Annotated in this window: 29 protein-coding genes; 5 read left to right on the plus strand and 24 right to left on the minus strand. The window is 50.1% G+C overall.

The annotated features are described in order from the left end of the window. Positions 1 to 12: 12 nt before the first annotated feature. The 7 genes from Q9292_RS10570 to gltX all read right to left on the minus strand — a co-directional run bounded on the left by Q9292_RS10570 (position 13) and on the right by gltX (position 6524). Positions 13 to 1167, minus strand: a complete 1155-nt coding sequence (locus tag Q9292_RS10570) for an ATP phosphoribosyltransferase regulatory subunit (protein WP_313987766.1) — start codon at positions 1165 to 1167, stop codon at positions 13 to 15. A gap of 161 nt (positions 1168 to 1328) precedes the next feature. Further along, entirely contained in the window at positions 1329 to 1511 is a 183-nt protein-coding gene (locus Q9292_RS10575) for a DUF2065 domain-containing protein (protein WP_194747741.1), read from the minus strand. 10 nt (positions 1512 to 1521) lie between these two features. Next, the gene (hflC, locus tag Q9292_RS10580) at positions 1522 to 2391 is read right to left on the minus strand and encodes a protease modulator HflC (protein WP_194748434.1); all 870 of its coding nucleotides are present in this window, start codon (positions 2389 to 2391) and stop codon (positions 1522 to 1524) included. A gap of 24 nt (positions 2392 to 2415) precedes the next feature. Further along, entirely contained in the window at positions 2416 to 3609 is a 1194-nt protein-coding gene (gene hflK, locus Q9292_RS10585) for an FtsH protease activity modulator HflK (RefSeq protein WP_194747743.1), read from the minus strand. 27 nt (positions 3610 to 3636) lie between these two features. After that, positions 3637 to 4764, minus strand: coding sequence for a GTPase HflX (gene hflX / locus Q9292_RS10590; RefSeq protein ID WP_313987771.1), 1128 nt, complete (start codon positions 4762 to 4764; stop codon positions 3637 to 3639). Positions 4765 to 4767: 3 nt separating this feature from the next. Next, the gene (gene hfq, locus Q9292_RS10595; protein WP_194747747.1) at positions 4768 to 5010 is read right to left on the minus strand and encodes an RNA chaperone Hfq; all 243 of its coding nucleotides are present in this window, start codon (positions 5008 to 5010) and stop codon (positions 4768 to 4770) included. A 110-nt stretch (positions 5011 to 5120) separates the two neighbouring features. Continuing rightward, the gene (gene gltX / locus Q9292_RS10600) at positions 5121 to 6524 is read right to left on the minus strand and encodes a glutamate--tRNA ligase (protein ID WP_313987775.1); all 1404 of its coding nucleotides are present in this window, start codon (positions 6522 to 6524) and stop codon (positions 5121 to 5123) included. 135 nt (positions 6525 to 6659) lie between these two features. On the opposite strand from gltX, the gene Q9292_RS10605 reads away from it, so the two are divergent. Continuing rightward, positions 6660 to 7001, plus strand: coding sequence for a hypothetical protein (locus tag Q9292_RS10605; protein WP_313987778.1), 342 nt, complete (start codon positions 6660 to 6662; stop codon positions 6999 to 7001). Between the two features lie 144 nt (positions 7002 to 7145). On the opposite strand, the gene rimO is transcribed toward Q9292_RS10605, so the two are convergent. From rimO to rluD, 6 genes are all read right to left on the minus strand, one after another. Further along, positions 7146 to 8480 (minus strand): 30S ribosomal protein S12 methylthiotransferase RimO, encoded by a 1335-nt coding sequence (rimO, locus tag Q9292_RS10610; protein ID WP_313987780.1) that lies wholly within the window; start codon positions 8478 to 8480, stop codon positions 7146 to 7148. Positions 8481 to 8492: 12 nt separating this feature from the next. Beyond that, a complete protein-coding gene (locus tag Q9292_RS10615) occupies positions 8493 to 9422 on the minus strand; it encodes a ZIP family metal transporter (RefSeq protein WP_313987783.1) in 930 nt (309 codons plus the stop codon). 97 nt (positions 9423 to 9519) lie between these two features. Beyond that, positions 9520 to 9948, minus strand: coding sequence for a hypothetical protein (locus tag Q9292_RS10620; protein WP_313987786.1), 429 nt, complete (start codon positions 9946 to 9948; stop codon positions 9520 to 9522). Further along, the gene (locus Q9292_RS10625) at positions 9945 to 10610 is read right to left on the minus strand and encodes an HAD family hydrolase (protein WP_313987789.1); all 666 of its coding nucleotides are present in this window, start codon (positions 10608 to 10610) and stop codon (positions 9945 to 9947) included. The genes Q9292_RS10620 and Q9292_RS10625 overlap by 4 nt, the downstream gene beginning before the upstream one ends. A 158-nt stretch (positions 10611 to 10768) precedes the next feature. Then, complete coding sequence (pgeF, locus tag Q9292_RS10630) at positions 10769 to 11497, minus strand: peptidoglycan editing factor PgeF (RefSeq protein WP_313987792.1); 729 nt, start codon at positions 11495 to 11497, stop codon at positions 10769 to 10771. Continuing rightward, on the minus strand, positions 11497 to 12627 hold the full coding sequence (gene rluD, locus Q9292_RS10635) for a 23S rRNA pseudouridine(1911/1915/1917) synthase RluD (RefSeq protein WP_313987794.1): 1131 nt from the start codon (positions 12625 to 12627) through the stop codon (positions 11497 to 11499). The genes pgeF and rluD overlap by 1 nt, the downstream gene beginning before the upstream one ends. 46 nt (positions 12628 to 12673) lie before the next feature. On the opposite strand from rluD, the gene Q9292_RS10640 reads away from it, so the two are divergent. From Q9292_RS10640 to Q9292_RS10655, 4 genes are all read left to right on the plus strand, one after another. Next, positions 12674 to 13507 carry an outer membrane protein assembly factor BamD gene (locus Q9292_RS10640; protein ID WP_194747762.1) on the plus strand — a complete coding sequence of 278 codons (834 nt, stop codon included), beginning with the start codon at positions 12674 to 12676 and terminating at the stop codon, positions 13505 to 13507. Between the two features lie 370 nt (positions 13508 to 13877). Beyond that, complete coding sequence (locus Q9292_RS10645; RefSeq protein WP_313987797.1) at positions 13878 to 14381, plus strand: sigma-70 family RNA polymerase sigma factor; 504 nt, start codon at positions 13878 to 13880, stop codon at positions 14379 to 14381. Between the two features lie 63 nt (positions 14382 to 14444). Beyond that, positions 14445 to 15407, plus strand: a complete 963-nt coding sequence (locus Q9292_RS10650; protein ID WP_313987800.1) for a FecR family protein — start codon at positions 14445 to 14447, stop codon at positions 15405 to 15407. 76 nt (positions 15408 to 15483) lie between these two features. Then, positions 15484 to 17913, plus strand: a complete 2430-nt coding sequence (locus Q9292_RS10655; protein WP_313987802.1) for a TonB-dependent receptor — start codon at positions 15484 to 15486, stop codon at positions 17911 to 17913. Between the two features lie 264 nt (positions 17914 to 18177). On the opposite strand, the gene Q9292_RS10660 is transcribed toward Q9292_RS10655, so the two are convergent. The 11 genes from Q9292_RS10660 to Q9292_RS10710 all read right to left on the minus strand — a co-directional run bounded on the left by Q9292_RS10660 (position 18178) and on the right by Q9292_RS10710 (position 24240). Next, positions 18178 to 19458 (minus strand): PQQ-dependent sugar dehydrogenase, encoded by a 1281-nt coding sequence (locus tag Q9292_RS10660; RefSeq protein ID WP_313987805.1) that lies wholly within the window; start codon positions 19456 to 19458, stop codon positions 18178 to 18180. Between the two features lie 87 nt (positions 19459 to 19545). Then, positions 19546 to 19773, minus strand: a complete 228-nt coding sequence (locus Q9292_RS10665; RefSeq protein WP_275355444.1) for a hypothetical protein — start codon at positions 19771 to 19773, stop codon at positions 19546 to 19548. Positions 19774 to 19832: 59 nt separating this feature from the next. Beyond that, positions 19833 to 20468 carry a hypothetical protein gene (locus tag Q9292_RS10670; protein WP_313987809.1) on the minus strand — a complete coding sequence of 212 codons (636 nt, stop codon included), beginning with the start codon at positions 20466 to 20468 and terminating at the stop codon, positions 19833 to 19835. Positions 20469 to 20614: 146 nt separating this feature from the next. After that, positions 20615 to 21043: an EamA family transporter gene (locus Q9292_RS10675; RefSeq protein ID WP_194747765.1), complete on the minus strand. Its 429-nt coding sequence runs from the start codon at positions 21041 to 21043 to the stop codon at positions 20615 to 20617. Positions 21044 to 21079: 36 nt separating this feature from the next. Beyond that, complete coding sequence (locus tag Q9292_RS10680) at positions 21080 to 21448, minus strand: VOC family protein (protein ID WP_194747767.1); 369 nt, start codon at positions 21446 to 21448, stop codon at positions 21080 to 21082. Between the two features lie 14 nt (positions 21449 to 21462). After that, the gene (locus tag Q9292_RS10685) at positions 21463 to 21795 is read right to left on the minus strand and encodes a hypothetical protein (RefSeq protein ID WP_313987814.1); all 333 of its coding nucleotides are present in this window, start codon (positions 21793 to 21795) and stop codon (positions 21463 to 21465) included. A gap of 118 nt (positions 21796 to 21913) precedes the next feature. Then, positions 21914 to 22234: a hypothetical protein gene (locus Q9292_RS10690; RefSeq protein ID WP_313987817.1), complete on the minus strand. Its 321-nt coding sequence runs from the start codon at positions 22232 to 22234 to the stop codon at positions 21914 to 21916. Between the two features lie 7 nt (positions 22235 to 22241). Beyond that, on the minus strand, positions 22242 to 22556 hold the full coding sequence (locus tag Q9292_RS10695; protein WP_313987819.1) for a hypothetical protein: 315 nt from the start codon (positions 22554 to 22556) through the stop codon (positions 22242 to 22244). Between the two features lie 85 nt (positions 22557 to 22641). Further along, on the minus strand, positions 22642 to 22866 hold the full coding sequence (locus tag Q9292_RS10700; protein ID WP_275355452.1) for a hypothetical protein: 225 nt from the start codon (positions 22864 to 22866) through the stop codon (positions 22642 to 22644). A 389-nt stretch (positions 22867 to 23255) separates the two neighbouring features. Beyond that, positions 23256 to 23639, minus strand: a complete 384-nt coding sequence (locus Q9292_RS10705; protein ID WP_313987823.1) for a hypothetical protein — start codon at positions 23637 to 23639, stop codon at positions 23256 to 23258. 91 nt (positions 23640 to 23730) lie between these two features. Further along, positions 23731 to 24240 carry a hypothetical protein gene (locus Q9292_RS10710; RefSeq protein WP_313987826.1) on the minus strand — a complete coding sequence of 170 codons (510 nt, stop codon included), beginning with the start codon at positions 24238 to 24240 and terminating at the stop codon, positions 23731 to 23733. Between the last annotated feature and the right edge of the window lie 87 nt (positions 24241 to 24327).

Below are 24327 nucleotides of genomic sequence, written 5' to 3' on the forward strand. Positions count from 1 at the left end.
AGAGGCGGCGTATTACACAGCCACCACTTGCCAGCGACCATCCACCTTTTGCAACAGACGGTCACAGGCCAATTCAGAATAATCCACCTGCGCATCAGGCAAGGCTTCAACCACCACCTGACCTTGCGCGCGTAAGGTCTCTATCAGGGCTACCAAGTCAGCATCCTGCGTTGCAGGCGCCAAAATCCCTTTGTCCATGCTCGCAGGGCCCAAGGCGAGTAAGGCACCACGCAGATCCAGGCTAAAGCCTGTCGCCGGACGTGCCCGGCCAAAGGCAGCCCCCACCTCATCATAGCGGCCACCCAGTGCAATGGGGCCAGCATAGCCTTTGGCATAGGCCGCGAAGACGATGCCGCTATGGTAGTGATATCCACGCAACTCACTTAAATCAATGGTCACCGTCACATTACGATCACCCAGCGCTTTCGCGACTGCCTCCAACTCAAGCAAAGCCTGTTCGATCTCTTCAGAGTCAGGCAATACTTCACGCGCCTGATCCAACACCTCAATGCCACCATTGAGTTGGGCCAGGGCAATAAAAGCTTGCCTGGATTTTTCGGGCAGATTCACCACCAGTTGCTCTACCAATGAGATGTCTTTGGCTTGCAAAGCCGCTTGCAGGGCTTGTTCTTGCGGCAGGCCCAATTGCGCGGTATGCGACAGGCTGGCGAAAATCGCTGCATGACTCAGGTCCACAAACAAGGTTTCCATGCCTAACAACTGCAAGGCTTTGACCATCAGCCGCTGCACTTCAATATCGCTGGCAATACCGGCATGACCATACAACTCTGCCCCGAGTTGCAAAGGCTCACGGGTGCGCGCCAGGCCATCCGGCTTGGTTCTCAAAACGGTCCCGGCATAACACAAGCGCGAGACACCGGCATGATTGAGCATATGCGCATCAATGCGCGCAGCCTGTGGCGTCGTATCAGCACGCAAGCCCATCAAGCGCCCGGTCAGTTGATCCACCACTTTAAAGGTGGCGATATCCAGATCGTGACCGGTCCCGGTGAGCAGGGATTCAACATATTCCATCATGGGCGGCATCACATACTGGTAGCCATGGACACGGAACAAATCCAGCAGTTGCCGACGGTAGGACTCAAGCCGTGCTGCTTCAGCAGGCAGCACATCTTCAATATATTCAGGGAGTAACCAATTATGCATCCCGCCATTATACCTGCAAACCCCTGCCGAAAGCACGGCTTTAGCAACCTGCCAGCAAGTCGCGTCAGCCTTGCACTCCGTTAAAATCCAAACAAAAAAGCACACGCAAGGTGTGCTTTTTTTAAAACGCTTAACCATATCAGCTTGGTGGCATTCACCCGTTAACGATTTAACCAGAGAATGAACAAACCAAACAGCATGGAAATAAAACCAATAAAGCGAATTTGACCATCTCGCAGTTGTAGCATTCGCTCAAAAGTATTGCGCCAGGCTTTGGTTAATAACAGCGGCATCAAGCCTTCAATCAGCAACACGCCGCCCAGCACACTCCACCACCAGTTCATGGCGCAAGTATTACTTTTTACCGCTGCTACGCATGTATTTAAAGAAGTCTGAACTTTGGTCAATCACCATCACGTCAGACTTGCTCTTGAAGCTGTTTTTGTAAGCTTCCTGGCTGCGGTAGAAGGCATAAAACTCAGGATTTTTACCAAACGCCTGAGCATAGACTTCTGAGGCTTTGGCATCGCCCTCGCCTTTGATTTTCTGCGCATCGCGATAGGCTTCAGCAATAATCACTTCACGCTGCTTGTCAGCATCGGCACGAATTTTTTCTGCCGCTGCTGCACCTTGTGAGCGCAACTCATTGGCCACCGATTTACGCTCGGCCTCCATGCGTTGATACACGGATTCGCTGACTTCTTTCGGCAGATCTACACGACGCAAGCGCACGTCCATAATCTGGATGCCCATTTGGCGGCTTTCCTTGTCTGCGCGTTGACGCAGGATTTCCATGATCTGTGAACGCTCGCCAGAGACGACATCGTGGATGGTGTGTTTACCAAATTCCGCACGCAAGCCGTCATTGACCATCTGCGACAAACGACGCTCGGCCTGCACTTCATCGCCACGCACAGAAACGTAGTATTTGGCCGGGTCGATAATGCGCCATTTCACAAACGAATCCACCAATACGTTTTTCTTTTCACTGGTGATAAAGCGGTCTGGTTCTTCCCAGTTCAGCGTCAGAATACGCTTGTCGTAATAGCGGATGTTCTCCACCATAGGCATCTTGAAGTAAAGACCAGGGTCTTTTTTCACCGAGACAATTTCGCCCAGACGGAAGACCAGCGCATATTCACGCTGATCAACCGTATATGCTGATGATGTCACCAAGACCAGCAAGACAAACACCCCAATTAACAAACTTCCAATATTTCTCATCATGTATTTTCCTTGAGGGGCAGACTAGCGATATTCGCGATCACGACTACGCATGGCATCCCTGGAGCGGTCTAGCACACTCGCGTCAGCCGGTGGCTCGATGGCTGGCTTATCCGCCGGGACGGCAGAGCCAGCTGCGGCATTACTGCCTGCACCACTCATGCTCATGAGTTTATCCAGTGGCAAATACAGCATGCTGTTGCCATTTTTCTGATCAACCAGCACTTTGCTGGTATTGGCCAAAATATGTTCCTGCGTATCGAGATACAAACGCTGGCGGGTTACTTCTGGTGCCTTGTTGTACTGCGCCAGAATCTGCTCGAAACGGTCTGCATTACCCTTGGCTTCGTTCTCCACCCGCAGCTTGTAACCCGCGGCCTCTTCGGCCAACCGCGACGCTGTACCACGTGCTTTAGGGATCACATCATTGGCATAGGCCTGACCTTCATTTTTCTGGCGTTCCAAATCTTGCTTGGCCTTGACTGCATCATCAAATGCCGCCTGTACCTGTTCTGGGGGCTGTGCATTCTGCATGGTGACGTTAACAATATTGACGCCGGATTGATATCTGTCCAGCATGTCCTGCATGAGTTTTTTCGCTTTGGCAGCCACATCATCCCGGCCTTCATACAGCACGAAGTCCATCTTGCTCTTGCCTACCACTTCGCGGATGGCTGTCTCTGCCACACCACGCACGCTTTCTTCGGTGGAGCGGTTGCTAAACTGATAATCTTCCACCGACTTCAGGTTGTATTGCACAGCCACCTGCAAATCAATAATGTTTTCGTCATCGGTCAACATTAAAGACTCTTTAAGCTCTTTGCTACGGCCAGATTCGCCCTCATAAGAACGGTAGCCCATTTCAATGGTACGCACCTGCTCGAGGTTCACGTTTTCCACGGTCTCAATCGGAAATGGCAAATGCCAGCGCGGGCCAGGCATGGTGGTTTCCACATGTTTGCCAAAACGTAACACCACACCGCGAGAGCCCTGATCAACAATATAAAAGCCAGAGCCCAGCCAGATCAGCGCCACCAACCCTAAAATCGGGGCCACTGGCAAGGATTGTGGCGCAGGTGCTGATCCACGCGGACCACCCTGCCCGCCTTTATTGTTGCCAAATAACCGGTTCAGCTTTTGATTTAAATCCTTGAACACCTCGTCTAGATCGGGCGGGCCTTCATTGTTTTTATTCCAAAAGCCTGGAAATTTTTTCATGCGTGTACTCCGTATGTTTTGATCTTTTTAAACGTAAGCACTTTCTTCGGTGCTGAGTTTTTTCAGGTATTGCTGATGCTCTAACAGCGCCTGGCGTAAATCCTCTATGCCTATGCCATCCCTGGCTGACACACGAACAGTTCGGATATTACCATACTCGTCGCGGTCGATTCCGGGCGGCATGCCCATGCGGTCAATCTGGTTAAGCACCAGAATCTGTGGGACCCTAGCAGCACCAATCTCGTTCAATACGATATTGACTTGTTCGATTTGCGCATCACGGTTCGGGCTGGCCACATCAACCACATGCAGTAATAAATCGGCCTGCGCGGCCTCTTCAAGCGTAGCACCAAAGGCTTCAATCAAAGTCGTAGGCAAATGCTTGATAAAGCCGACCGTATCTGACAACACCACCGGATAACCTTCCGGCAGGTGCATTTTACGAGAGGTGGTATCCAGTGTGGCAAACAGCTGATCCGCCGCATAGACACCCGAGTGTGTCAGGCGATTAAACAAGGTGGATTTACCCGCGTTGGTATAGCCGACCAGAGACACGGTCATCAGGTTGGAGCGTTTGCGCGCACGGCGTTGCATGCCACGTTGCTGCTTGAGTTTATCCAGCTTTTCACGCAACTGCTTGACTCGCACGCGCAGCATGCGTCTGTCCAGCTCGAGCTGGGTTTCACCAGGGCCGCCTCGCACGCCAATCCCGCCCTTTTGTCGTTCAAGGTGGGTCCAGCCACGCACCAACCGCGTAGACAAATGCTCCAGTTGGGCAAGCTCGACTTGCAGCTTACCTTCGTGCGATTGCGCACGTTGGGCAAAGATATCCAGAATCAGGCCGGTGCGGTCTACCACACGTGCTTCAAGCAACTTTTCAAGGTTGCGCTGTTGCGAGGGGCTCAAGTCGTGATTGAAAGCCGCGACTTTGCTGTGATAGGCGGCCATCAAGGCCTTTAACTCATCTGCCTTGCCAGAGCCGATAAAGTATTTGGGATCAGGCGCATGACGCTTGCCTTCCAGCGTCGCTGAGATATTGAGGCCAGCAGTTCCGGCCAGGTGGCGGAGTTCTTGCAAACTTTCTGCGTAGTCAGCATCACCAAAGTTGACGCTGACCAGAACGACGGCATCTCCGCCGCTTGGTCTATCAAACATGCATTAAGATTCTTGAGCGGCGTCGTGCGATCCGAGGCTGACTGGACGTGCAGGAACGATGGTGGAAATGGCGTGCTTGTACACCATTTGTGTCACGGTGTTTTTTAACAAAATGACATATTGATCAAAAGAATCGACCTGCCCTTGCAATTTAATGCCGTTTACCAGATAAATGGACACTTGAACGTGCTCTTTTCTGAGTGCATTCAAAAACGGATCTTGCAGCATTTGGCCTTTATTATTCATGGAATTGCTCCTTGTTTGTTTTAATCGTATTGGAGTTTTATTATCTTGAACACCAATCCCTCATAGTGACTATGATTGTACTAATTTGTTCCTTTTTCAATCCCCGCGCTTTACTTTTTTGGAAATAAAGCGCGGATGCGCTGCAGACAAGCCTCTTTACCCAGAATTGACATCACCTGATCAATGCTAGGCGACTGTGCTATGCCGATCAAAGCTACCCGCAAAGGCATCGCCAGCTTGGGGAACTTGATCTGCTGCTCAGTGACCACCTGATTTAGCGCATCGTGAAGCATATCGGCAGTCCAGTCAGAATCTTGAGTTTTTTCTAAAAAAAGTTCGATATAGCCAGTGGTTTCCGGCAACACATGTTTGGTTTTATCCGCCTCATTGATCTCAGGCATCTGGTAGAAGAAGGCAATTTCCCTGGCCAGTTGATTGAGGTTATTGGCACGCTCACGGTATAAATTCAATACTGCCAGCAAATCTGGCGACTGTGTTTCTGTGACGCCTAATGCAGCCAAACGGGGTTTGACTTCATCGGCAATCCGCTCCAAGGGCAAGGTTTTAATGTAATGCGCATTGAGCCAGTTGAGTTTTTCAGTATTGAACTGTGCGGCGGACGGCGTGATATGGTCCAGATCAAACCACTCACAGAACTGCGCCATGCTGAACACTTCATCATCCCCATGCGACCAGCCCAGACGCGCCAGATAGTTGAGTACCGCCTCACGCAAATAACCGTCTTCATGGTATTGCATGACGCTCACGGCACCATGGCGCTTGGACAGCTTCTGACCATCATCACCCAAAATCATGGACAAGTGCGCATACTGCGGCACCTGTGCACCCAGTGCCTGGAGCATGTTGATCTGGCGCGGAGTGTTGTTGACATGGTCATCGCCGCGAATCACTTGCGTGACGCCCATTTCCCAGTCATCCACCACCACACAGAAGTTATAGGTTGGCGTACCGTCAGCCCGCGCAATAATCAGGTCATCCAGCTCGGCATTGGCAATCTCAATGCGACCCTTCACCATATCCTCCCAGGCCACCACGCCTTCGGTCGGGTTTTTGAAACGCACGACCGGTGGCACATCCTTAGGCGGCTCAGGCAACACTTTACCGGGCTCAGGCCGCCAGCGGCCATCGTAACGCGGCTTCAAACCCTGCTGCATCTGGCTTTCACGCAAGGCATCCAGCTCTTCTTTGCTGCAATAGCAATAATAAGCATGGCCAGCATCCAGCATCTGCTGGATCATTTTTTTGTAAGTCTCCATGCGCTGCATCTGGTAAAACGGACCTTCGTCATGATCCAGTTGCAACCAGGCCATGCCATCCAGAATGGCCTGCACGGCTTCCGGCGTGGAGCGTGCAACATCCGTATCTTCAATACGCAAAATAAACTTGCCGCCATGGCGCTTGGCATACGCCCATGAGAACAAGGCGGTACGCGCACCGCCAATATGCAGATAACCGGTAGGACTGGGGGCAAAACGGGTTTTAACAGCTTGCATGATGACTCTTGAAATTAAAACAGGCGTGCATTTTAACATGCCGCCTGTCAACACCGTGTTTAGTCTGGTTAAGATTGAAGCCGTGCGCGCAGAGGACGCATTGAAGCTGGTTTAAAATCACGCTAAGATGCGCGTATGCAAACTGCGCAATTAGATACAAACTTGGAAATTCATGTAGGCGAGCTCTATGGCAAGCCAGACGCCGATGGCCACATTGCCGTCTTGTATCACGTGCTGGCTGTTCACAAACAGGGCATCACCTTGCAAAATATGGACAATCCGCTCAGTCAGTTTGAGACCACAGCCGGCAAGCTGCTGCAATCCGGCTACATCCGCCTGAGTCAAACACCTTACGTCAACTTGCAACAGGCCAACAAACGTAAAAAAAATGCGGCCACCAAGCTCACACGCTGTCCGTTTACCACCGATATTTTTGCTGAACGCGCGGATAGCGAACGGCCACAGCTCGCCATTTAAAAAGACGGTAGGCTAGGCCGTTGCCTACCCAAGCTGAAACGCGTCACCCTTTTATCTCAACGCTAATTGAGCACTACGACAGCGATCTGCTTAAAAGCCTGTCTGATTTAAAGTGGCCTGAATCAACGACTTGGCCTAGCAGCCCTAAAACTCCGGTGGCGCCCCGATCAAATCATGGCCTTGCGCATCGATAATCTGTACATCCACAAAATCACCCGGGTTCAAGCCATCTGCATCTTGCAGATAAACAATGCCATCAATTTCGGGCGCATCTGCCTTGGTGCGGGCAATGCCGATGATGTTTCCATCGTCATCTTCAGTGAGTTCATCCACTAGCACGGTTTGCAGGCTGCCGATTTTAGCCGCCACCTTGGCGGCACTAATGCGTTCCTGCACTTCCATAAAGCGGCTCAGGCGCTCTTGTTTGATTTCTTCAGCCACCGGATTAGGCAAATGGTTGGCCGCTGCGCCATCCACTGCCGAATAGGCAAAGCAACCGACGCGGTCCAGCTGCGCTTCTTCCATAAAGTCGAGCAGCATTTTAAAGTCATCTTCAGTCTCGCCGGGGAAGCCGACAATAAAGGTACTACGGATAGCGATTTCCGGGCAAATATCACGCCAGGCCTTGATACGGGCCAGGTTGTTTTCACTGCTGGCCGGACGCTTCATGGCTTTGAGCACCGCCGGGCTGGCATGTTGGAGCGGCACATCGAGGTACGGCAAAATCGCCCCTTCTGCCATCAATGGGATCACGTCATCAACATGTGGGTAGGGATACACATAGTGTAAGCGCACCCAAACGCCCAGCTCGCCCAAGGCTTTACTGAGTTCGGTCATATGCGTTCTAACTGGCCTGCCGTTCCAGAAGCCTTTGCGGAATTTCATGTCCACGCCATAGGCTGAGGTATCCTGCGAAATGACCAAAATTTCGGAGACACCAGCATTCACCAAGCTCTCAGCCTCATTGAGCACGTCACCAATCGGACGGCTGACCAAATCGCCGCGCATGCTGGGGATAATGCAGAAGCTGCAACGGTGGTTACAACCTTCTGAAATTTTAAGGTAAGCATAATGCTTGGGCGTGAGACGAATGCCTTGCGGCGGCACCAGGTCGGTGTAGGGGTCGTGCGGTTTGGGCAGGTGTGTATGTACATGCCCCATCACCTCTTCCAGGGCATGCGGGCCAGTCACGGCCAACACGCTGGGGTGTGCGTCCGTGACCACGTCTTTTTTCGCACCCAGGCAACCTGTCACAATCACCTTGCCGTTTTTGTTGAGCGCCTCGCCAATCGCATCCAGCGACTCTTGCACCGCAGAGTCAATAAAACCACAGGTATTCACCACCACCAGGTCAGACTGCTCGTAACTGTTGCTGATTTCATAGCCTTCGGCCCGCAACTGGGTCAGGATACGCTCGGAATCGGAGCCTGCCTTGGGGCAACCCAATGAGACGAAACCAACTTTAGGTGAACTTTGCATGATGCTTCCCTCTTAACCTTCTACCAACCATTTGGTCAGGGCAACTGAAGCCACCCCCAACACAATTAACAATAACTGATTCATGGTATCGCGCAATGCCGTACGCTTGTGCAAGCCTGGAATCAGGTCCGCCACCGCCACATAGAGCATGCTGGCTGCGGCAAGACTCAAGATATAGGGCACCCAGTGCTGCACCGCATGCAGCGCAAAATACGCAATGATACCGCCAAGCACGGTGGCCAGACTGGAGCCGATATTGAACAAAAAGGCTTTTTGTTTACTGTAACCGGAATGTAACAAAATCAGGAAGTCGCCGACTTCCTGCGGAATCTCATGAGCGATAATCGCCAGTGCAGTCACTACGCCCACCTGCATATCCACCATAAATGCCGCGCAGATCAGGATGCCATCAACAAAATTGTGAAAGGTATCGCCTACCATGATCATCAAACCACTGCGGCCACCATCATGGCCGTGCGCGTGACCATGTAAATGAGGATGCCCTATCATCTGGCTAGGCTGCGCCGCGGGCAATCTGAACTTGATTGCGCCTTGCGGCTTTTTGGTAACAGGCTGGCCTGGATGTAACTCGGGGCAATGGGCCTCGTCATGCATGGCATGTATTTCACAGTGCTCGCCATGACAATGCCGCCACAGCACCAGTTTTTCCAGCGTAAAAAACAGTAGCACACCAAACAGCATGGTACCGGTCATCGCCTCGATATTGGGGCTGCTTTCAATCGCGTGCGGCAAAATCTCAAGAAACACCGCGGCCAGCAAGGCGCCAATCGCATAACTCACCAGCAAAGGCACCCAATGCTTTTGAGCATTGAGCGCAAACAGGGCTGCGACACACACACTGAGCACGCCCCCTAGCAAACAGGCCAGCATCATGCCGGTAAAAGGCGAAATATCAGTCAACAAAGGGGTCAAAGCAAACATGCCGAGTGATTAAAGGAAGCCGCGCATTATACGTGAGTTATCAAAAAAACAAAGCATAAACAATTAGTTAACGCGTGCAGATGCCAGGTCAGCTGGCTCAAATAAACTGCGCAATGATGTAGCCAATCACAATGCCGATCAGCAAGGCCATGGTCAATCCGCGGTAGGTCAACACATCCCGTGAGTAACCACGACGAATGGCAATGTAAGACATTAGGTAACCTACGGCATTGAGCAGCCAGATAAAGCCAAAGCTGAGCACCTTGACAATGATGGGGCCAATCAATGGCACCAGGCCAATTACGCCGACCAGCCACACCAGCAACCCTGACAACAGGCCGAACAACAGCGTGACCGCCGCCAGTACCCGCGTATCCCAATGGAAATGCTGCCCCAGTAAAAACAAGCAAAGCAAAGCCACCGCGAACAATACCATTTGTGGCCAGGCGCGCAATGTACTACGCGTAGCGCTCACCTCCCCCGGTGTATTTGCCGGGTGCCGCCTGGCGCGCAATCTTTTCATCATAAGGCACTATCCACGCATAGCCCGGCCACCAGGGCAGGCAAGTCAGGCACAGCGACGCAGCACTGCCAATGCGGTTGACGCAAGGCCACATCGCCGGCATAGCCCCAGGTCACCAGCACGAAGTCCATCAGGTTGGCCTCGGCCGACTGGCCATCTTCAAGACGGTCACCGATATACAAGCAATCCTGGATTTTTAAATCATGCTCGGCGACCACGCGCCCTATCATCTGCGCTTTAGACTTCAATGCCGGGCTGAAATAATCCAGTGCATAGATGCCCGCAAAAAAGTCCTGCCAGCCCAGATAGACCATGATTTTTTCAGTCGGATCAAAGCGTTTATTGGTCGCAATATACAGCGTATAGCCCTCTGCCTTGAGTTGCTGCAGCATGGCCGGAACACCATCAAACACCACTGACTGCTGATAACCGGTGCTGTCATAATGCTGCTTGAAAGCTGCGGCCAAGGCGTTCAACACAGCCGCATCTTCGCTGCCAGACAGCCGTTTAAGCGTTTCCATGAGCGGCGGGCCAATCACCTCATTGCCCAGTGCCATCCCGAGTGGCGTATTGGTCGAACGGAAAGCCGACTCAAAACAATGCAGAATACTGGGTGCGGAATCGATGAGCGTGCCATCGAGGTCAAAAATCAGATGTTTTTTCATTATTTAAATAATATATTGGGTTGAGCCACAGGGCACTCAGAGATCAATCTCTATCAACCAGCTTGCAATAGCGCAATATTCACATACTCCAGCGTATGAATCCTCATGAGGATCCAATACGTTCGTGCCTGACGCTGTATCCACTATGGCGAAATACACTACTCCAGCCAAATCAAGCTGGCCATACGCCCGGTATCGCCATCACGCCTAAAGCTGAAAAACGTCTCTGGTTCACGATAAGTACAGCGTCCACCGCCATAGACCTGCGTCACTCCTAGCCTGGAAAGCCGTTGTCGCGCAATCGTATACATGTCTCCCAGCCATTTTTCACCATGCGCCTGAAATGCATGTTCTGCCTGTTCATCTTGCGCCATAAATTGCGCGCGCACTTCACTCCCCACTTCAAACGCTTGCGGGCCAATGGCCGGACCTAACCAGGCCATGAGCCTGGCAGGCTCAACCGGCATGGCTTTTACCGTCGCTTCTATCACCCCGTCACACAAACTGCGCCAGCCAGCATGCACAGCCGCCACCACACTCCCCGCCTGATCACAGAGTAATACAGGCAGGCAATCGGCGGTCATGGTGACGCAGACCACCTGTTTGCGGGTGCTAAAACTGGCATCCGCGCTTTCCAGGCATGAGGATAACGCCGCATCTATCACGCGTACCCCATGCACCTGGTTAAGCCACACCGGCTCACTCGGCAAATAGGGACTCAGTAATTGTCTGTTGGCCGCCACATGCTGAGGCAAGTCCTTGACATGATCCCCCAAGTTCAGACTGGCATAGATGCCTTGACTAACACCGCCAAGACGCGTGGTTTGCAAGGCCTTCACGCAAGCAGGCGCGGGCCAATCAGGCAAAATAACAGGCAAGTCAGCCATTATGCCTCGTCCTCTTCGCCTTCTTCATCCCAGACATCCTCATCTAGCTCAGTATCGAGATCCTCGTCAAAATCTTCATCGCCCCAATCTTCGTCATCTTCACCAATGAACAAGCCGTTTTCATCCACATTGAAATCGACAGGCGCCAGCGGCTCATCGGGCAAGTCGGTCGTGCGCATAGCGTCCAGCAGTTCACGCATGTCATCAGCAAGCTCAATCTGCCATTCCATGGGCGCATTCGTCACCGGGTGAATCAAGCCGAGCTTGATCGCATGCAAGGCCTGACGCTTGAAATTGCCGATGACCTCACGCAATTCCGGCGTCATCATCTTGTGCGGAATAATATTGCCTATGCCATACAGCGGATCACCGACCATAGGCGCTTTCAGATGCTGCAAATGCACGCGGATCTGGTGGGTACGACCGGTTTCCAGGTTGCAGCGCAAATAGGTATTGGTGCCAAACCGCTCAAGGATCTCGTAATGCGTGATGGCGGTTTTACCTCGTCGCACCACCGCCATTTTGGTTCTGTGGTGCGGATGGCGCCCTATCGGCTGATCCACCTTACCATTACGCCACAACTGGCCCCAAACGATGGCCCGGTACTCACGTTTAACCGTGCGCGCCTGCAATTGACGCACCAGGCTGGTCTGTGCTTCCAGCGTTTTGGCAACCACCAGCAAACCGCTGGTATCCTTGTCCAGCCGGTGCACAATACCGGCACGTGGCACCTCTTTGAGCGCTGGCCAGTGAAACAGCAAGGCATTGAGCAAGGTGCCGCTCCAGTTGCCGGCCGCCGGATGCACTACCAGACCAGCAGGCTTGTTAATAATGATCAGTGCATCGTCTTCGTATACAACATCCAGTGCAATGTCTTCTGGCTCAAACGCATTGTCCTGCGCATTTTTAGGGGGAGTCACCACCAGTCGCTCGCCCCCCCACACCTTGGTTTTGGCCGTGGGCGCCTTGCCATCGAGCAAGACCAGACCCTCTTTAATCCAGGCCTGCAGGCGGCTGCGAGAATGGTCTGGCAACATCTGCTGCAAGGCCAGGTCCAGGCGCTGCCCGCCAAGGTTGCTGGGGACGACCAGCTGTAAGGAGGTGCTTTCTTTCATATTTTCAAACAGCATCAGTTATAATGCTTTGAGTTCCCTTGATAAAACAACATAAATCAACATGCTTCGCATTTTACCGCTTAACACCCTGTTCACGCGTGCTTTTATTTTGATTGGCGCGCTGGCCTTGAGTGCCTGTGCCATTTTCGGCAATCCGAATCCCCCTGACGAAACCAAAGGCTGGAGCGAACAACGCCTTTATGCCACGGGCCAGGAAAAAATGGTTGACCGTAACTATGACAAGGCGATTGAGTACTTCCAGAAGCTGGAGGCACGTTATCCGCATGGTGCGTATGCGACGCAGTCCCAACTCGAAGTTGCTTATGCCTACTACAAAAAATCAGAACCGATTCTTTGCCTGTCTGCGATAGACCGCTTTATCAAGCTCCACCCTAATCACCCCAACCTCGATTACGCCTACTATCTCAAGGGCCTGGCCACCTTTAACGAGCGAGGCGTCATTGAAAAATATACCAAGCAAGAAATTAACGACCGCGACCCCAAAACTCTGCGTATTTCGTTTAACGCCTTTAAAGAGCTGGTTGAGCGTTTCCCTACCAGCCGTTATAAAAACGACGCCACCCAGCGCATGATTTACCTGGTCAATACACTGGCACTGCACGAAATGCATGTCGCGCGTTATTACATGCAACGCAAAGCCTACGTCGCCGCACTCAATCGTGCTCGCTATGTGCTTGAGACCTATCCCAATTCCAGCTCCATCGAAGATGCGCTGGTCATGGAGATCAGTGCTTACGATGCCATGGACATGACAGACCTGAAAAATGAAGCGCTGCGTGTTTTAAAAACCAACTATCCTGATAATCCTATGATTGCCGGTAAGGTTCAGGAAGAAGAAAAAGTCTGGTGGAAATTCTGGGAAAGCTTGTATTAAGCAGGTTAGCTATATGACTCTACAAAAAACGCCAGCAAGCTGGCGTTTTTTATTAAAGACAAATCGTGCAAATTGATATGGTTGCATACTGATCATGACATCCCTTTTACAAGGATGAACACGATTACAAATCCTGCCCTTCAAAACACGCCTAGATGCTCACGACCTATTGAACTGAATGACGAATGAATTATGCAACCATACGTATGCCAGCAAATTCATTTATGACATCACCTCCTCCAGTCGAAGCAAAAAACCTGTCTTTCCAGCCTTATGATTTAGCTCTACTTACCAGTCACATGATTGACAGTAATATGTCAGCGTCATATTATATTGAGAATAATTATCAATATCAAAAAATACACTCCCTGTGGATGCCTCACCGCAACAAGAAATTCATACGATCTATCACGCCCATCATGGATGGTTAGTCGGCTGGCTAAAGCGGCGATTAGGTTGTATACACCATGCCAATGATCTGGCCCATGACACCTTCCTGAGGTTAATTACAAAATCCTTAATCATTTCACAGGTAGATGAACCACGTGCCTTTTTAACCACCATTGCACATGGTCTCATGGTAGACCAGTTTCGGCGCAACGCGGTCGAACAGGCATACCTACAGGCGCTTACTCACCTGCCGGAAGCACTTGCCCCTTCTCCTGAAGAACAGATGGCATTGATGGAAATACTGTTACAGTTAGACAAACTATTAAATGGGCTGAAGCCTGTCATCCGCACAGTATTTCTGCTTTCCAAACTGGAGGGGCAGACTTATCAGGAAATCTCATCGACATTGGGAATTCCGTTACGCACCATCGAGAGCCACATGGCCGTCGCGTTACGACATGTACTCACCATGAAGCTCTCCTGAAACCAGGTATTCACAATGCACGCCATAGATTCAGGCTCCTCTGACCAGATACCGTCTTCAGTCATGGAAGAACTCATTGCATGGTCAGTAAAACTGAGTTCAGGTTCTGCCAGCGCTAAGGATGAAGAGCATTTCCTGCAATGGCGTGCCCAAGATCCCATCAATGAAGCAGCATGGCAAAAATTACATGCCATGGAACAAGAGTTAGGTGCCGTTCCAGTCAATAAAAGGCCTATTCTTACGCAAACAATGGCCTTGATTGAAAAGCACTCGGTCAAAACCAAACAAAAACAGACATTCAAACAAATTGGCTTGTTGAGTGTGGCTATTCTTTGCACATTTGCCCTCGTGCTGGTTCAAGTTGGACCTTGGCACCAGGAAGAATATCTGGCAACCACAATTGGTGAACGTTCAACATTCACCCTATCTGATGGCACGAAACTAACACTCAACACTAATACGAGTGTCAACATTCATTACGCCTTGCTGAAACGAGAAATCGTATTAAATGCAGGAGAAGTCTATCTGGAAACTGGTAAAGATACACAAGCCCTTTTCGGCCGACGGTCTTTCTGGGTAAACACAAAACAAACCAAGCTCGAAGCGATTGGCACCAAGTTCTCAGTCTATCAAAAAGATGACAATACTCGCCTGCACGTCACTGAAGGCATTGTGGCCATGCATAGTGGCAAGCATACGCCAGTGCGCGCCTACGCAAATGAATCATATAGTATGCAAGGTGCCACTTCACCCATGAAAACAGCTCTGCCACATCAAGATCCGCTAGCCTGGTTGGATGGCGTGATTGTAGCCAAACAAATGCGCTTGGATGAATTGATAGCAGAGCTCACGCGTTACCAAGCGTTGTCCGTTCGCTTTAGTCAGGACACTGCCAGCTTGCAGGTATCAGGCGTGTTCCAGTTGAATAGAAAAGAACCCGCAGAGCATGCTTTGCATATTATTGAGCAAACTTTACCCATTCGGGTGACAAACCAAAGCGATCACTTCATGATCAGAAAAAAATAATTTGAAAAAATCTGCGGGTTTTTTCAATGCTATCCGGCATAGGGTTATTTCTCTCATTGAATAGAGGTTTAACCTGATGCAAGCAATCGCCTTTCCAAAAAGATCCCTACTCAGCCGACATATTGCTGCGGCTTTTCATGTTGCTGTATTTGCCGGCTTATCGACAGCACTGAGCATCAGTTTTCCAGCCATAGTTTACGCAGAAGAAAACCAGGTATTTGATTTCCGGATACCGGCCGGCACACTTGAAGATGCACTGAATACTTTGGCAAAACAATCAGCCATTACGCTTACATTTGATGCGGTGCAAGTCAAAGGTAAATCAGCACCTGAGCTAAAAAATCAGCTGACTCGCGAGCAGGCCTTACACTTGCTGTTAAAAGATACTGGTCTACAAGCGAAAACAACAAATGGCGCAATTATTATCATTCCACGCCCAGTCCCTGTTTCCATTCATACAGATACGCTACCTGAGGTCAGTGTCCAGGCAAACAAAACACACTCCCCGAATGCATTACCGCAGCCGTTTGCAGGCGGTCAGGTGGCAAAAGCCAGCCGCATGGGAATTCTTGGTAATGTCGATATTTTTGAAACTCCATTCAGTACCCAAAGTTTTACTGAGCAATTTGTACTTGACCAGCAGGCGCGCAGACTAGCTGATATTGTTGCAGCGGACCCTTCCACAAGAAGCGCCATGGCGGAATACGGTGATAGTGAGACCTACCATATCCGCGGCTTTCCCTTATTCACTAATCAAGTTGGGATCAATGGGCTCTATGGCATGACAGACTTGCGTCGCATTGCCCCAGATTTTTACGAGCGAGTGGATGTGTTAAAAGGCCCCGCTTCCATGCTGAATGGCAGCAGCCCATTCGGCGTCACCGGCGGCAATATCAACCTGGTTTCCAAACGAGCCGCTGATACACCGCTCAACCGGTTTACTGCCAGTTATATTTCAGACAGCCAGCTCGGCGGGCATCTGGACCTGGGACGCCGGTTTGGAGAGGACAATGCCTGGGGGGTGCGTCTGAACTTGCTGGCCCGTGACGGTGATACACCAATCAGCCGCCAATCTGATCGTATGCATATTGGCTCACTGGCGATTGACTACCGGGGTGAAAAACTGACGGCAAGTGTTGATCTCGCCAGCCAGGACCGCTTAACCAAAGGATACTCGGCCAACATTGTATATAACCAGGGCTTTGCACTGCCGCGTGCGATGAAAAATGATAAAAACTATGTCAACGACTGGGAATTTTTCAAAGGCGACTCGCACTACTGGATGACCAAAGTCGAATATGAGTTCAACCCAGCACTGACGGCCTATATCAACTATGGTCAGGCCAAGGGCAATGAAGAATATTTTTATGCTGGCTCGCAAGGCCGTCGTATTATCAACAGTGCCGGTGATTTTACTGCTCGCGTTGGTGGCTACCAAGGCTGGTACGAAGTGGATACCTATGAGGTCGGCTTACGTGGCAATGTACAACTTGGCAGTGTCAGTACCAATTATGCACTCACTTTCAACGATTTTGACCGCATTGCAGGGGGCTCCGTCGTTCATGCAACAGGTGTATATACCGGCAATATTTACCAGAGCCCCACCATGCCTAAACCTACAGTAAATTTTGGAGTGATTCCACAGAATGGTGACTTGCAATTAAATAGCATTGGCCTCATCAATACGTTTGGTTTCCTCCAAGATAACGTATTGCTGACCTTAGGTGCGCGTAATCAATCACTCTATAGCGGTATTTTTTCTGCTGGCATTAAAACAGGCGCTTACGATGAAAATAAAGTGACTCCTACCAGCGCCCTACTCGTCAGACTCGGCAATTATTCATTATACGGCAATTACAGTGAAGGCTTGTCGCAAGGAGCAACTGCGCCAAACACGACCGTGAATGCAGGCGAAAATCTGGCGCCATTTGTTGCCAAGCAACATGAGCTTGGCGTGAAATATAACGCCGGTACATTCGGCATGACGGCTGCCATATTCCAAATCACCCAACCTAGTGCATTTACCAATGCCGCCAACCGTTTTGTGAATGATGGCGAGCAACGCAACCGTGGTCTTGAATTATCTACATTCGGTCAACCATTCAGCGGCGTTCGGCTGTTGGGTGGTGTCACATTCATTGATGCAGAACAAACCAAAACTCTTAATGGTGTCAATGATGGCAAAGATGCCATTGGTGTGCCTAAAGTCAATATTGTGATTAATGGGGAATACGATATTTTTGCGGTACCGGGTTTAACGCTGACAGGTCGGATTTCCAGCTTCAGCGAAGCACAAGCCGATGTTGGCAATACACAAAGCATTCCTGGATGGACAACGTTTGATGCAGGCGCCCGTTACATCACACAAGTTTCAGGTAACAAAGTGACATTACGTGCAAACATCATGAATGTGGCAGATAAAAGTTATTGGAACTCAGTATCTCGGAGCTTTATCACGATGGGCGCTCCACGTACAGCATTGATTTCAGCGACCATAGACTTTTAAAATCGTCTAATTGTCCCGCAAATAGCAGTGGCCTGTGCTGACAATACAGGCTACGAAGTTCGATATGCCTAGTCGCAAGCATAATAATTGCCATGCCAATTACAGCAATGGCAGCCCCAAAAAAACCTGGGCTGATGGCCGTATTACTTCGACCAGCCACAACCAGAACTATGCGGACGCAATACATTTCTCGACGCCATCATGACTAGGGGCAGATGAGTTGCATTACTTGAGTTTGATATCCGTTGGCGGCGCCGTTAACTATCATTCCTGCTCCGAAATCAGCAGCTGATTATGGTCCGTTTTAAGATAAAACGTCCCATTCTGGTCAATTTGGATGGCACGAATCCGGTAACCACTTAACACAGGTTCGGCATACACCAGAGTCGTGCCCTCTTTGCGCACGCGATACAGCGTAGTATTACCCATGCCAGCCACAAACAAATCATGGTCCCAAAAATCATTGCGGCCAGTGGCCGGATACTTCACTAGCGGGCCGATGCCGATGGAAGGCACAAACGTCATGGCCGGTTTTTCGTAGCCTTCGTGGCTATTAAACTTGTTGCCATAATAGCCACTCATACCGTCGCGCTCGTAAATAGTGCCATAACTGACAATCGGCCAGCCATAATTTTTGCCACGTTTGATCAGGTTGATTTCGTCGCCGCCCCTGGGGCCATGATCCGTCAACCATAACTCATTGCTGTCGCGGTCAAAATACAAGCCGCCAGAGGGGGAGCGGAAACCACTGGCATACACCTCTGCATTCAAGCGCTGCAAGTCTATACGAATCACTTTGCCAACCGAGGTGGTCTTGTCCTGCACACGGTCCGGTTTGGAAAAATCGCCTATGCTCAGGTACAAGGTCCGCTCGTTTTCGCCCAGCGCCAGTTTGCCACCCACCTGATGTCCGAGTATCGGCTCTTTCATCGCCGGCCGGCTAATATAAATTTCGCGGTTAAAACTGACTTCGCTGTTCTCTACGTCGACCTCAAATTCGCTGACAGCCAGTCGTACGCCGTTATTGGCCTGATCCCAGGCGGTATAAGCCACATACAGGGTCTTACCCACCAGTAATGAATCCTTGACACCTGACAGTTCACGGCAATACACCAGCGATTTACTGCTACTTTCATCGGCAGAAGTTTCTTCACCCGGAATAAACTTCGCCAGCGGCTTGCCCGGCTTCACCAGCTCCATGGTTTCATTCTGGCGAACAAAATAAACCTCGCCACACTTGCTGATAAACAGGAATAGTTTTTTATCCAGGCGCTCAAACGGGCCCGTCGGGTACTGATCCTCAAACGGTAATTTATACTCTTTGAGGGCTTGCGTCCCAAACACGGACACAATCTTTGGTGTCTCCGGCTCCTGCTTTGCCTCTTTATCTGCTTGGGCAGCATCACTGCCAGAGAGCAATAACTTGGGCACTGTCGCATCGTCTGCCTGCACCTGGCCCAACCACCCGGACAACAGCAAAACAAAGAAAAAATGAATCAAAGATACGCGCGAGGCACGGCTCGCGCTTTTGAGTGAATAATGCAATGAAGGCTCCCTATTAGTTTATTTTTTCGAGTAGCCTTTGCTAAAAAAGTTTAAAAATAAAATTAAAAGGTATTTTTAAACAATATATTATTTATTTTTATTAAAGTAATTTGTGATATAAATTTTAAGCAATAGTCCGGCGATCAGTACGCCCCAAGCGATCAAGGTGAGCTGAATAAAGGCGGCAAATGCGTCCTGCTGGCAAACCCCTTGCAAGGCGGCAAAAGACGCATCGCACCCAAATGCAACCACGGCAAAGGCAAAGCCTGGACCTAAATGCAAAATGGTTAACCCGTAAATTAAGCCTCGCAACACAGCGTCACCCAATCCCAAATACTTAAAGCCAGCATTGTAAAGTGGGCTGCACGGATAGACTACTGCATGCCTTTAAAAATCTGGTAAGTGCCGCCCGTATAATTGCCCTGAAACGAAGTCGCCCGCATGCCTGCCACTAACTCCATTTCCAGTGGGACATGTTCGTAGGAATAAAGCGCGTGCCCTTTTTGAGTGCAGCGCGGACAAGCAATATTGTCATAGCTGTATACGTCCACCTGCACCTCATCCAGCCCGACGATACGTTGCGTGTGATAAGCCCCCAGGATGACTTTCTGAATCACCACGCCCGACGCCAGCTGAATATGCCACGTGACAGGCTCATAAGCCATCAGGCCGAGAATCATGGGTTTGCTATCGTCAGTGATATTTACAGTGACTATGCGCTGATCTCGACCCGCCAGTAAAAACGCATCGCATTCACCTGGCACAAGTGGCCCCAACTTGCCCGCTGCCGCCCTGGCTGCCTGACATTGCGCCCACCTGGGTCGCTGGTCTGCCTCTGGTGGCAATGTGCCTTGGTAAACGCCAATGACATGCAAAGCCACGCTAGATTCCGCGGCAGATTTGAGGGGGATAGGCTGGGTAATGCTGGTCGGCTTTGGCGTACAACATCCAGCCAGCCACAAGGCCAGGGTGACGGCAAAAGCACGGTAAAAGGACAGTGAAGATGGCATGCTGAATACTTTCAACGCTGGTTTGTTGGCTAGGCATCACGTCATCAAGCATAAAAAAGCTTCATTCGCCGTGATCACCGCATGCATTTATCAATAAATTCACAGCGCAAGCAATAGCCATTTGGGGCTATCAGCCCTGGGTAAAACTAACGCTTCAAGGCCAGCAGCAACACGCCTGCGGCAACCAGTGCCAACCCCAGCCACTCGCGCAAAGACAAACGCTCACCCAAAAACAGACAGGCAAATAATGCAACCAGCACCAGACTGAATTTATCCACCGGTGCCACTTTCGACGCATCACCCAATTGCAGGGCACGGAAGTAACACAGCCAGGAAGCGCCCGTCGCCAGCGCTGACAAGCTCAAAAACAGCCAGGCACGTCCCGGCAAGCTCAAGGGATTACTCCACTTACCTGCTAGCCAGACAAAGGGCGCCAGCACCAGCGTAATCAGCACGGTACGAATCAATGTTGCAAAGTCTGAGTCTATGCCCTGAATACCGACCTTGGCAAAAATCGCCGTTAAGGCGGCAAAACAGGCCGACAGCGCCGCCCAGAAAAACCAATCGCCCGTCATTTACACCCTCCCCGTCCTATATAAACTTAAAGCGACCTAATCCACATTCTGGCCGATGCGCCACAACACGCCGGAAGGATCTGTCAGACAAAAATCGCGCATCCCCCATGGCTGCAACTGAATCGGCCAGAGCTTGATGCCATATTTTTGCACGATGCCCGTTTGCTCAATCTGCTGCCACCAGGCATCCACATCCGGGACCAGCAAATGCATCATAAAGTTTTCTGCCAGATTTTCTGCACAAAAATCCTGCAACAAAAAACTCACATGCTCAAAGTGAAAATAAGCTACCCCGCCACCCTCCGAGGCCATCTTGAAACCTAAATCAAGGTAAAACTGCTTGGATAACGCAAAGTCTTTGCTCGGCACAAACGCCTTAATTTCAGTGACCTGGAGAGTTGACATCTGAGCCCCTTTCGCTATCTAACCAGTAAATAGATCATCGCGATCGTTGTTGTCGCAGATAACCCCAACGACAAAAACAACATGGTCTTGTATGTCGCCACCTGTGTTCTAGCCTCCTCAGCGGCGTCTTCCAGAGCGAGGATCGCCTGCTGCATTTTTTCTGCCAGCAAGTGAATAGACTCGGCATTCTGAACCGTTGCTGTCTGTAACTCCTCAATCTGCTTGGTCAATACAGGATCAACCTTTTCCGCCTCAGGCTTGGCGGTAAATGCCGGAATGGCAGCCGTTGCCACCTGTGCCAGATATGGCGCGACGGCTTTAAGAATGGGTAAAAACTGAATGGCCACGTGTATCCTTTCTGCCTTAACGCAATACATTGATGCTCATGGTAAAGGCTATACTTGCACGCGTCCAGCATGGATTTTCGGAACTCACGACCACACCCACGTAAGTTTCAGGCTAAGGTTACGGTTTAAATAACCAACTTTTGCGCATTAACACAGCAATCACAAAAGGCCAAAAGAGCGTATTGATCACATCATGCAAACTGGCATCCCAGCGCCAATATCCCAAGCTATGCAGGTCATCCCGCATATCTAACACCTCACCGCAGCAGGCGACGATAAACACAGCGAGTAAGGGCATAAAACGATGCACCTGCCTACGAAAAATGCGCATCGCAGCAAAAAATACCATCAACCCAACGTAAATATGCAATGCGTCTTTTGAAAGGCCCGTGACACTCACAATCGCCAACTTGATCGCTTGAACCGTTGAAATCGCCATAGGCCCCTTACTCAGATATTGCGACAAGATCAAACTGACTTGCAATTGCTTCGATGACCTCTACCGCCCCCCCAATGCGCCATTCATCACAGGGATCCCACTCACATTTAAGCTTTATGCCAGCCCGTTTTAAGCGGATGCAGTCGTAATCAATGCCCGCATCAAAGCCACCGTAACGCGCATAAACTTTCCACCCCATCTGCTCAAGCTGGGGCAAAACACAGTCAAACTCTTGAGGCCCGATATTGGCAATGGCTGAAAAATCTCTCCTCCGAAACGGCCACATTATCAACCGGCGCATCAAATTAACGAACAGCTTCATAGCGTTTTGGAAAGAAAGTCTGGGCTCTAACGTGTACCCAGTGTGCCGTTAGACGGTGCCTAAACGGAAAGCTGCGACAAGCCAGCTATTTTTGATTGGAGCGCTCTTTTTCATACTCTTCATAGGTTTTCTTGTTCAAATTCTCTAAACAACGGTCAACCTCACTCGGGGGTTGATTGCGGCAATTGTTCTCAGCGCCACGCTTGACACCCTCATACCAAGACTGGGAAGTGCAGCCTGAAATTGCCATGATCCAAAAAGAAAATGAGACAAAGGCGATATATTGTTTTGTTTTTACGGGCAGATTCATATTTAGGTGCTCAATAATTGTTGTGTTGGTTTCACAAGTGATTGTAAGGGACTTTACTAATTTTTAATTAATAGAGCAAACGGGGAGCTGTTCAGAATCGCAGCTGAACTGCCAGGCCTTGATGTGTAGCGGGTTGAGCCCGCGCCGGGGAGCCTGATTAATTCTAGGGGAGCTGATATACCCGACTAACGAATGAGGCCTAGACGCGCGTCTTTCATCAGGGGTCCGGGCCAATCATGCCCAATATGACCGGTTGTAGTACCGCAGTCCTTCACCTTCTTGCTTAACACTGGCTACAGCAAAAAGTACTTATGCGTCGAAAAACTTAAAACACACAAAAATATTAAAGATGACTATTGCTAAGAATGGGGAAGCCCTTGTAGTTTGAATTAAGGGGCTGGCTTTTGCCAATCCCGCTTGAATGATGGGTTAGACGGTTTTAAGTAACGTGATAAAACAACGAAACTTACAAACCAACTAAGAGTAAATGATACTGCTACAAAGTGCCAAATTGGAGCAAAGAATTGATTGTATGGAACTGGTTTAAAAAGCAGCGAGATAAGAGGAACGAAAAAAGTAATGATTGGAGTAGGAACTGGTGCAACTACTATTGAGGTTAATAAAGATAAACCCAAAACGTAAGCACCAGAAGATAGTAGTTTTTTGCGCATATATTTAGCAATAAAAAAACTAATGGCAAGAAATGGTGAAGCAAATACAGCCCATAAAACCGAGAAAAGCAGAACAGCTAATATGGCTTCAAGGATAAACATTGGTTTTGCCGTCTAACATAGAGCTAACCAGCGCTGCGCGGCTTTATTTTGCAGCGTCCAGCGACCGAAGGGATCTAGGTTGAGCGCCATGTTATGCCGCACGCCAAGCCACCTCTGACCATGAGGGGCCGTCACCACGTTCCAGTTCGACGAGGAAGTGGGGTTCGTCATCATTCAAATTTCCAACCTTGGCAGGATCGTACATCTGCGCAATACGAACCCTGTACAGGCCGGGACTGACCGACACGACAAGGTTGCTTTCATGTTTCTCCGGTAGATGATAGTCGTTGAATTGAGCGCACATGGTCAATGCGGTGTATGACGCCAAGTGGAATTGCTCTCCAGTAGCGAGTATTTCACCAAACGTCTCTCGCCAACCAGTTTGCGCGGTTATTTGATTTCTAATTCGTATGCGGTAGTTGTCGCCTCCATCCCCGCAGTCCCACACAAGGATACTTCGCCCTGTCATCTCTGACACGAAGTGACGCATTAGTTGCTCGTACTCCCAATCCTCTGCAACATAGGAGTTGTAGGCTGCGCAATCGACGAGTCCGAGCAAACCAGAGTCGTCAATGATGAGTAGGTCGAATTCAGTAGGCATACATTAATTAGACCCCAAAAACGAACCTAAAATTTTATTCAGGTCAGTGGCTATAAAAATAATAAAATAATCTGTCATAATAAAATT

This window comes from Methylophilus sp. VKM B-3414 (genome assembly GCF_032248435.1).
GTDB classification, from domain to species: Bacteria; Pseudomonadota; Gammaproteobacteria; order Burkholderiales; family Methylophilaceae; genus Methylophilus; species Methylophilus glucosoxydans.

Coding starts and splice junctions, on each gene's coding strand:
- Q9292_RS10570 (WP_313987766.1), bottom strand. CDS start 1,167: ATGCATAATTGGTTACTCCCTGAATATATTGAAGATGTGCTGCCTGCT.
- Q9292_RS10575 (WP_194747741.1), bottom strand. CDS start 1,511: ATGAACTGGTGGTGGAGTGTGCTGGGCGGCGTGTTGCTGATTGAAGGC.
- hflC (WP_194748434.1), bottom strand. CDS start 2,391: ATGAGAAATATTGGAAGTTTGTTAATTGGGGTGTTTGTCTTGCTGGTC.
- hflK (WP_194747743.1), bottom strand. CDS start 3,609: ATGAAAAAATTTCCAGGCTTTTGGAATAAAAACAATGAAGGCCCGCCC.
- hflX (WP_313987771.1), bottom strand. CDS start 4,764: ATGTTTGATAGACCAAGCGGCGGAGATGCCGTCGTTCTGGTCAGCGTC.
- hfq (WP_194747747.1), bottom strand. CDS start 5,010: ATGAATAATAAAGGCCAAATGCTGCAAGATCCGTTTTTGAATGCACTC.
- gltX (WP_313987775.1), bottom strand. CDS start 6,524: ATGCAAGCTGTTAAAACCCGTTTTGCCCCCAGTCCTACCGGTTATCTG.
- Q9292_RS10605 (WP_313987778.1), top strand. CDS start 6,660: ATGCAAACTGCGCAATTAGATACAAACTTGGAAATTCATGTAGGCGAG.
- rimO (WP_313987780.1), bottom strand. CDS start 8,480: ATGCAAAGTTCACCTAAAGTTGGTTTCGTCTCATTGGGTTGCCCCAAG.
- Q9292_RS10615 (WP_313987783.1), bottom strand. CDS start 9,422: ATGTTTGCTTTGACCCCTTTGTTGACTGATATTTCGCCTTTTACCGGC.
- Q9292_RS10620 (WP_313987786.1), bottom strand. CDS start 9,948: ATGATGAAAAGATTGCGCGCCAGGCGGCACCCGGCAAATACACCGGGG.
- Q9292_RS10625 (WP_313987789.1), bottom strand. CDS start 10,610: ATGAAAAAACATCTGATTTTTGACCTCGATGGCACGCTCATCGATTCC.
- pgeF (WP_313987792.1), bottom strand. CDS start 11,497: ATGGCTGACTTGCCTGTTATTTTGCCTGATTGGCCCGCGCCTGCTTGC.
- rluD (WP_313987794.1), bottom strand. CDS start 12,627: ATGCTGTTTGAAAATATGAAAGAAAGCACCTCCTTACAGCTGGTCGTC.
- Q9292_RS10640 (WP_194747762.1), top strand. CDS start 12,674: ATGCTTCGCATTTTACCGCTTAACACCCTGTTCACGCGTGCTTTTATT.
- Q9292_RS10650 (WP_313987800.1), top strand. CDS start 14,445: ATGGAAGAACTCATTGCATGGTCAGTAAAACTGAGTTCAGGTTCTGCC.
- Q9292_RS10655 (WP_313987802.1), top strand. CDS start 15,484: ATGCAAGCAATCGCCTTTCCAAAAAGATCCCTACTCAGCCGACATATT.
- Q9292_RS10670 (WP_313987809.1), bottom strand. CDS start 20,468: ATGCCATCTTCACTGTCCTTTTACCGTGCTTTTGCCGTCACCCTGGCC.
- Q9292_RS10675 (WP_194747765.1), bottom strand. CDS start 21,043: ATGACGGGCGATTGGTTTTTCTGGGCGGCGCTGTCGGCCTGTTTTGCC.
- Q9292_RS10680 (WP_194747767.1), bottom strand. CDS start 21,448: ATGTCAACTCTCCAGGTCACTGAAATTAAGGCGTTTGTGCCGAGCAAA.
- Q9292_RS10690 (WP_313987817.1), bottom strand. CDS start 22,234: ATGGCGATTTCAACGGTTCAAGCGATCAAGTTGGCGATTGTGAGTGTC.
- Q9292_RS10695 (WP_313987819.1), bottom strand. CDS start 22,556: ATGAAGCTGTTCGTTAATTTGATGCGCCGGTTGATAATGTGGCCGTTT.
- Q9292_RS10700 (WP_275355452.1), bottom strand. CDS start 22,866: ATGAATCTGCCCGTAAAAACAAAACAATATATCGCCTTTGTCTCATTT.
- Q9292_RS10705 (WP_313987823.1), bottom strand. CDS start 23,639: ATGTTTATCCTTGAAGCCATATTAGCTGTTCTGCTTTTCTCGGTTTTA.
- Q9292_RS10710 (WP_313987826.1), bottom strand. CDS start 24,240: ATGCCTACTGAATTCGACCTACTCATCATTGACGACTCTGGTTTGCTC.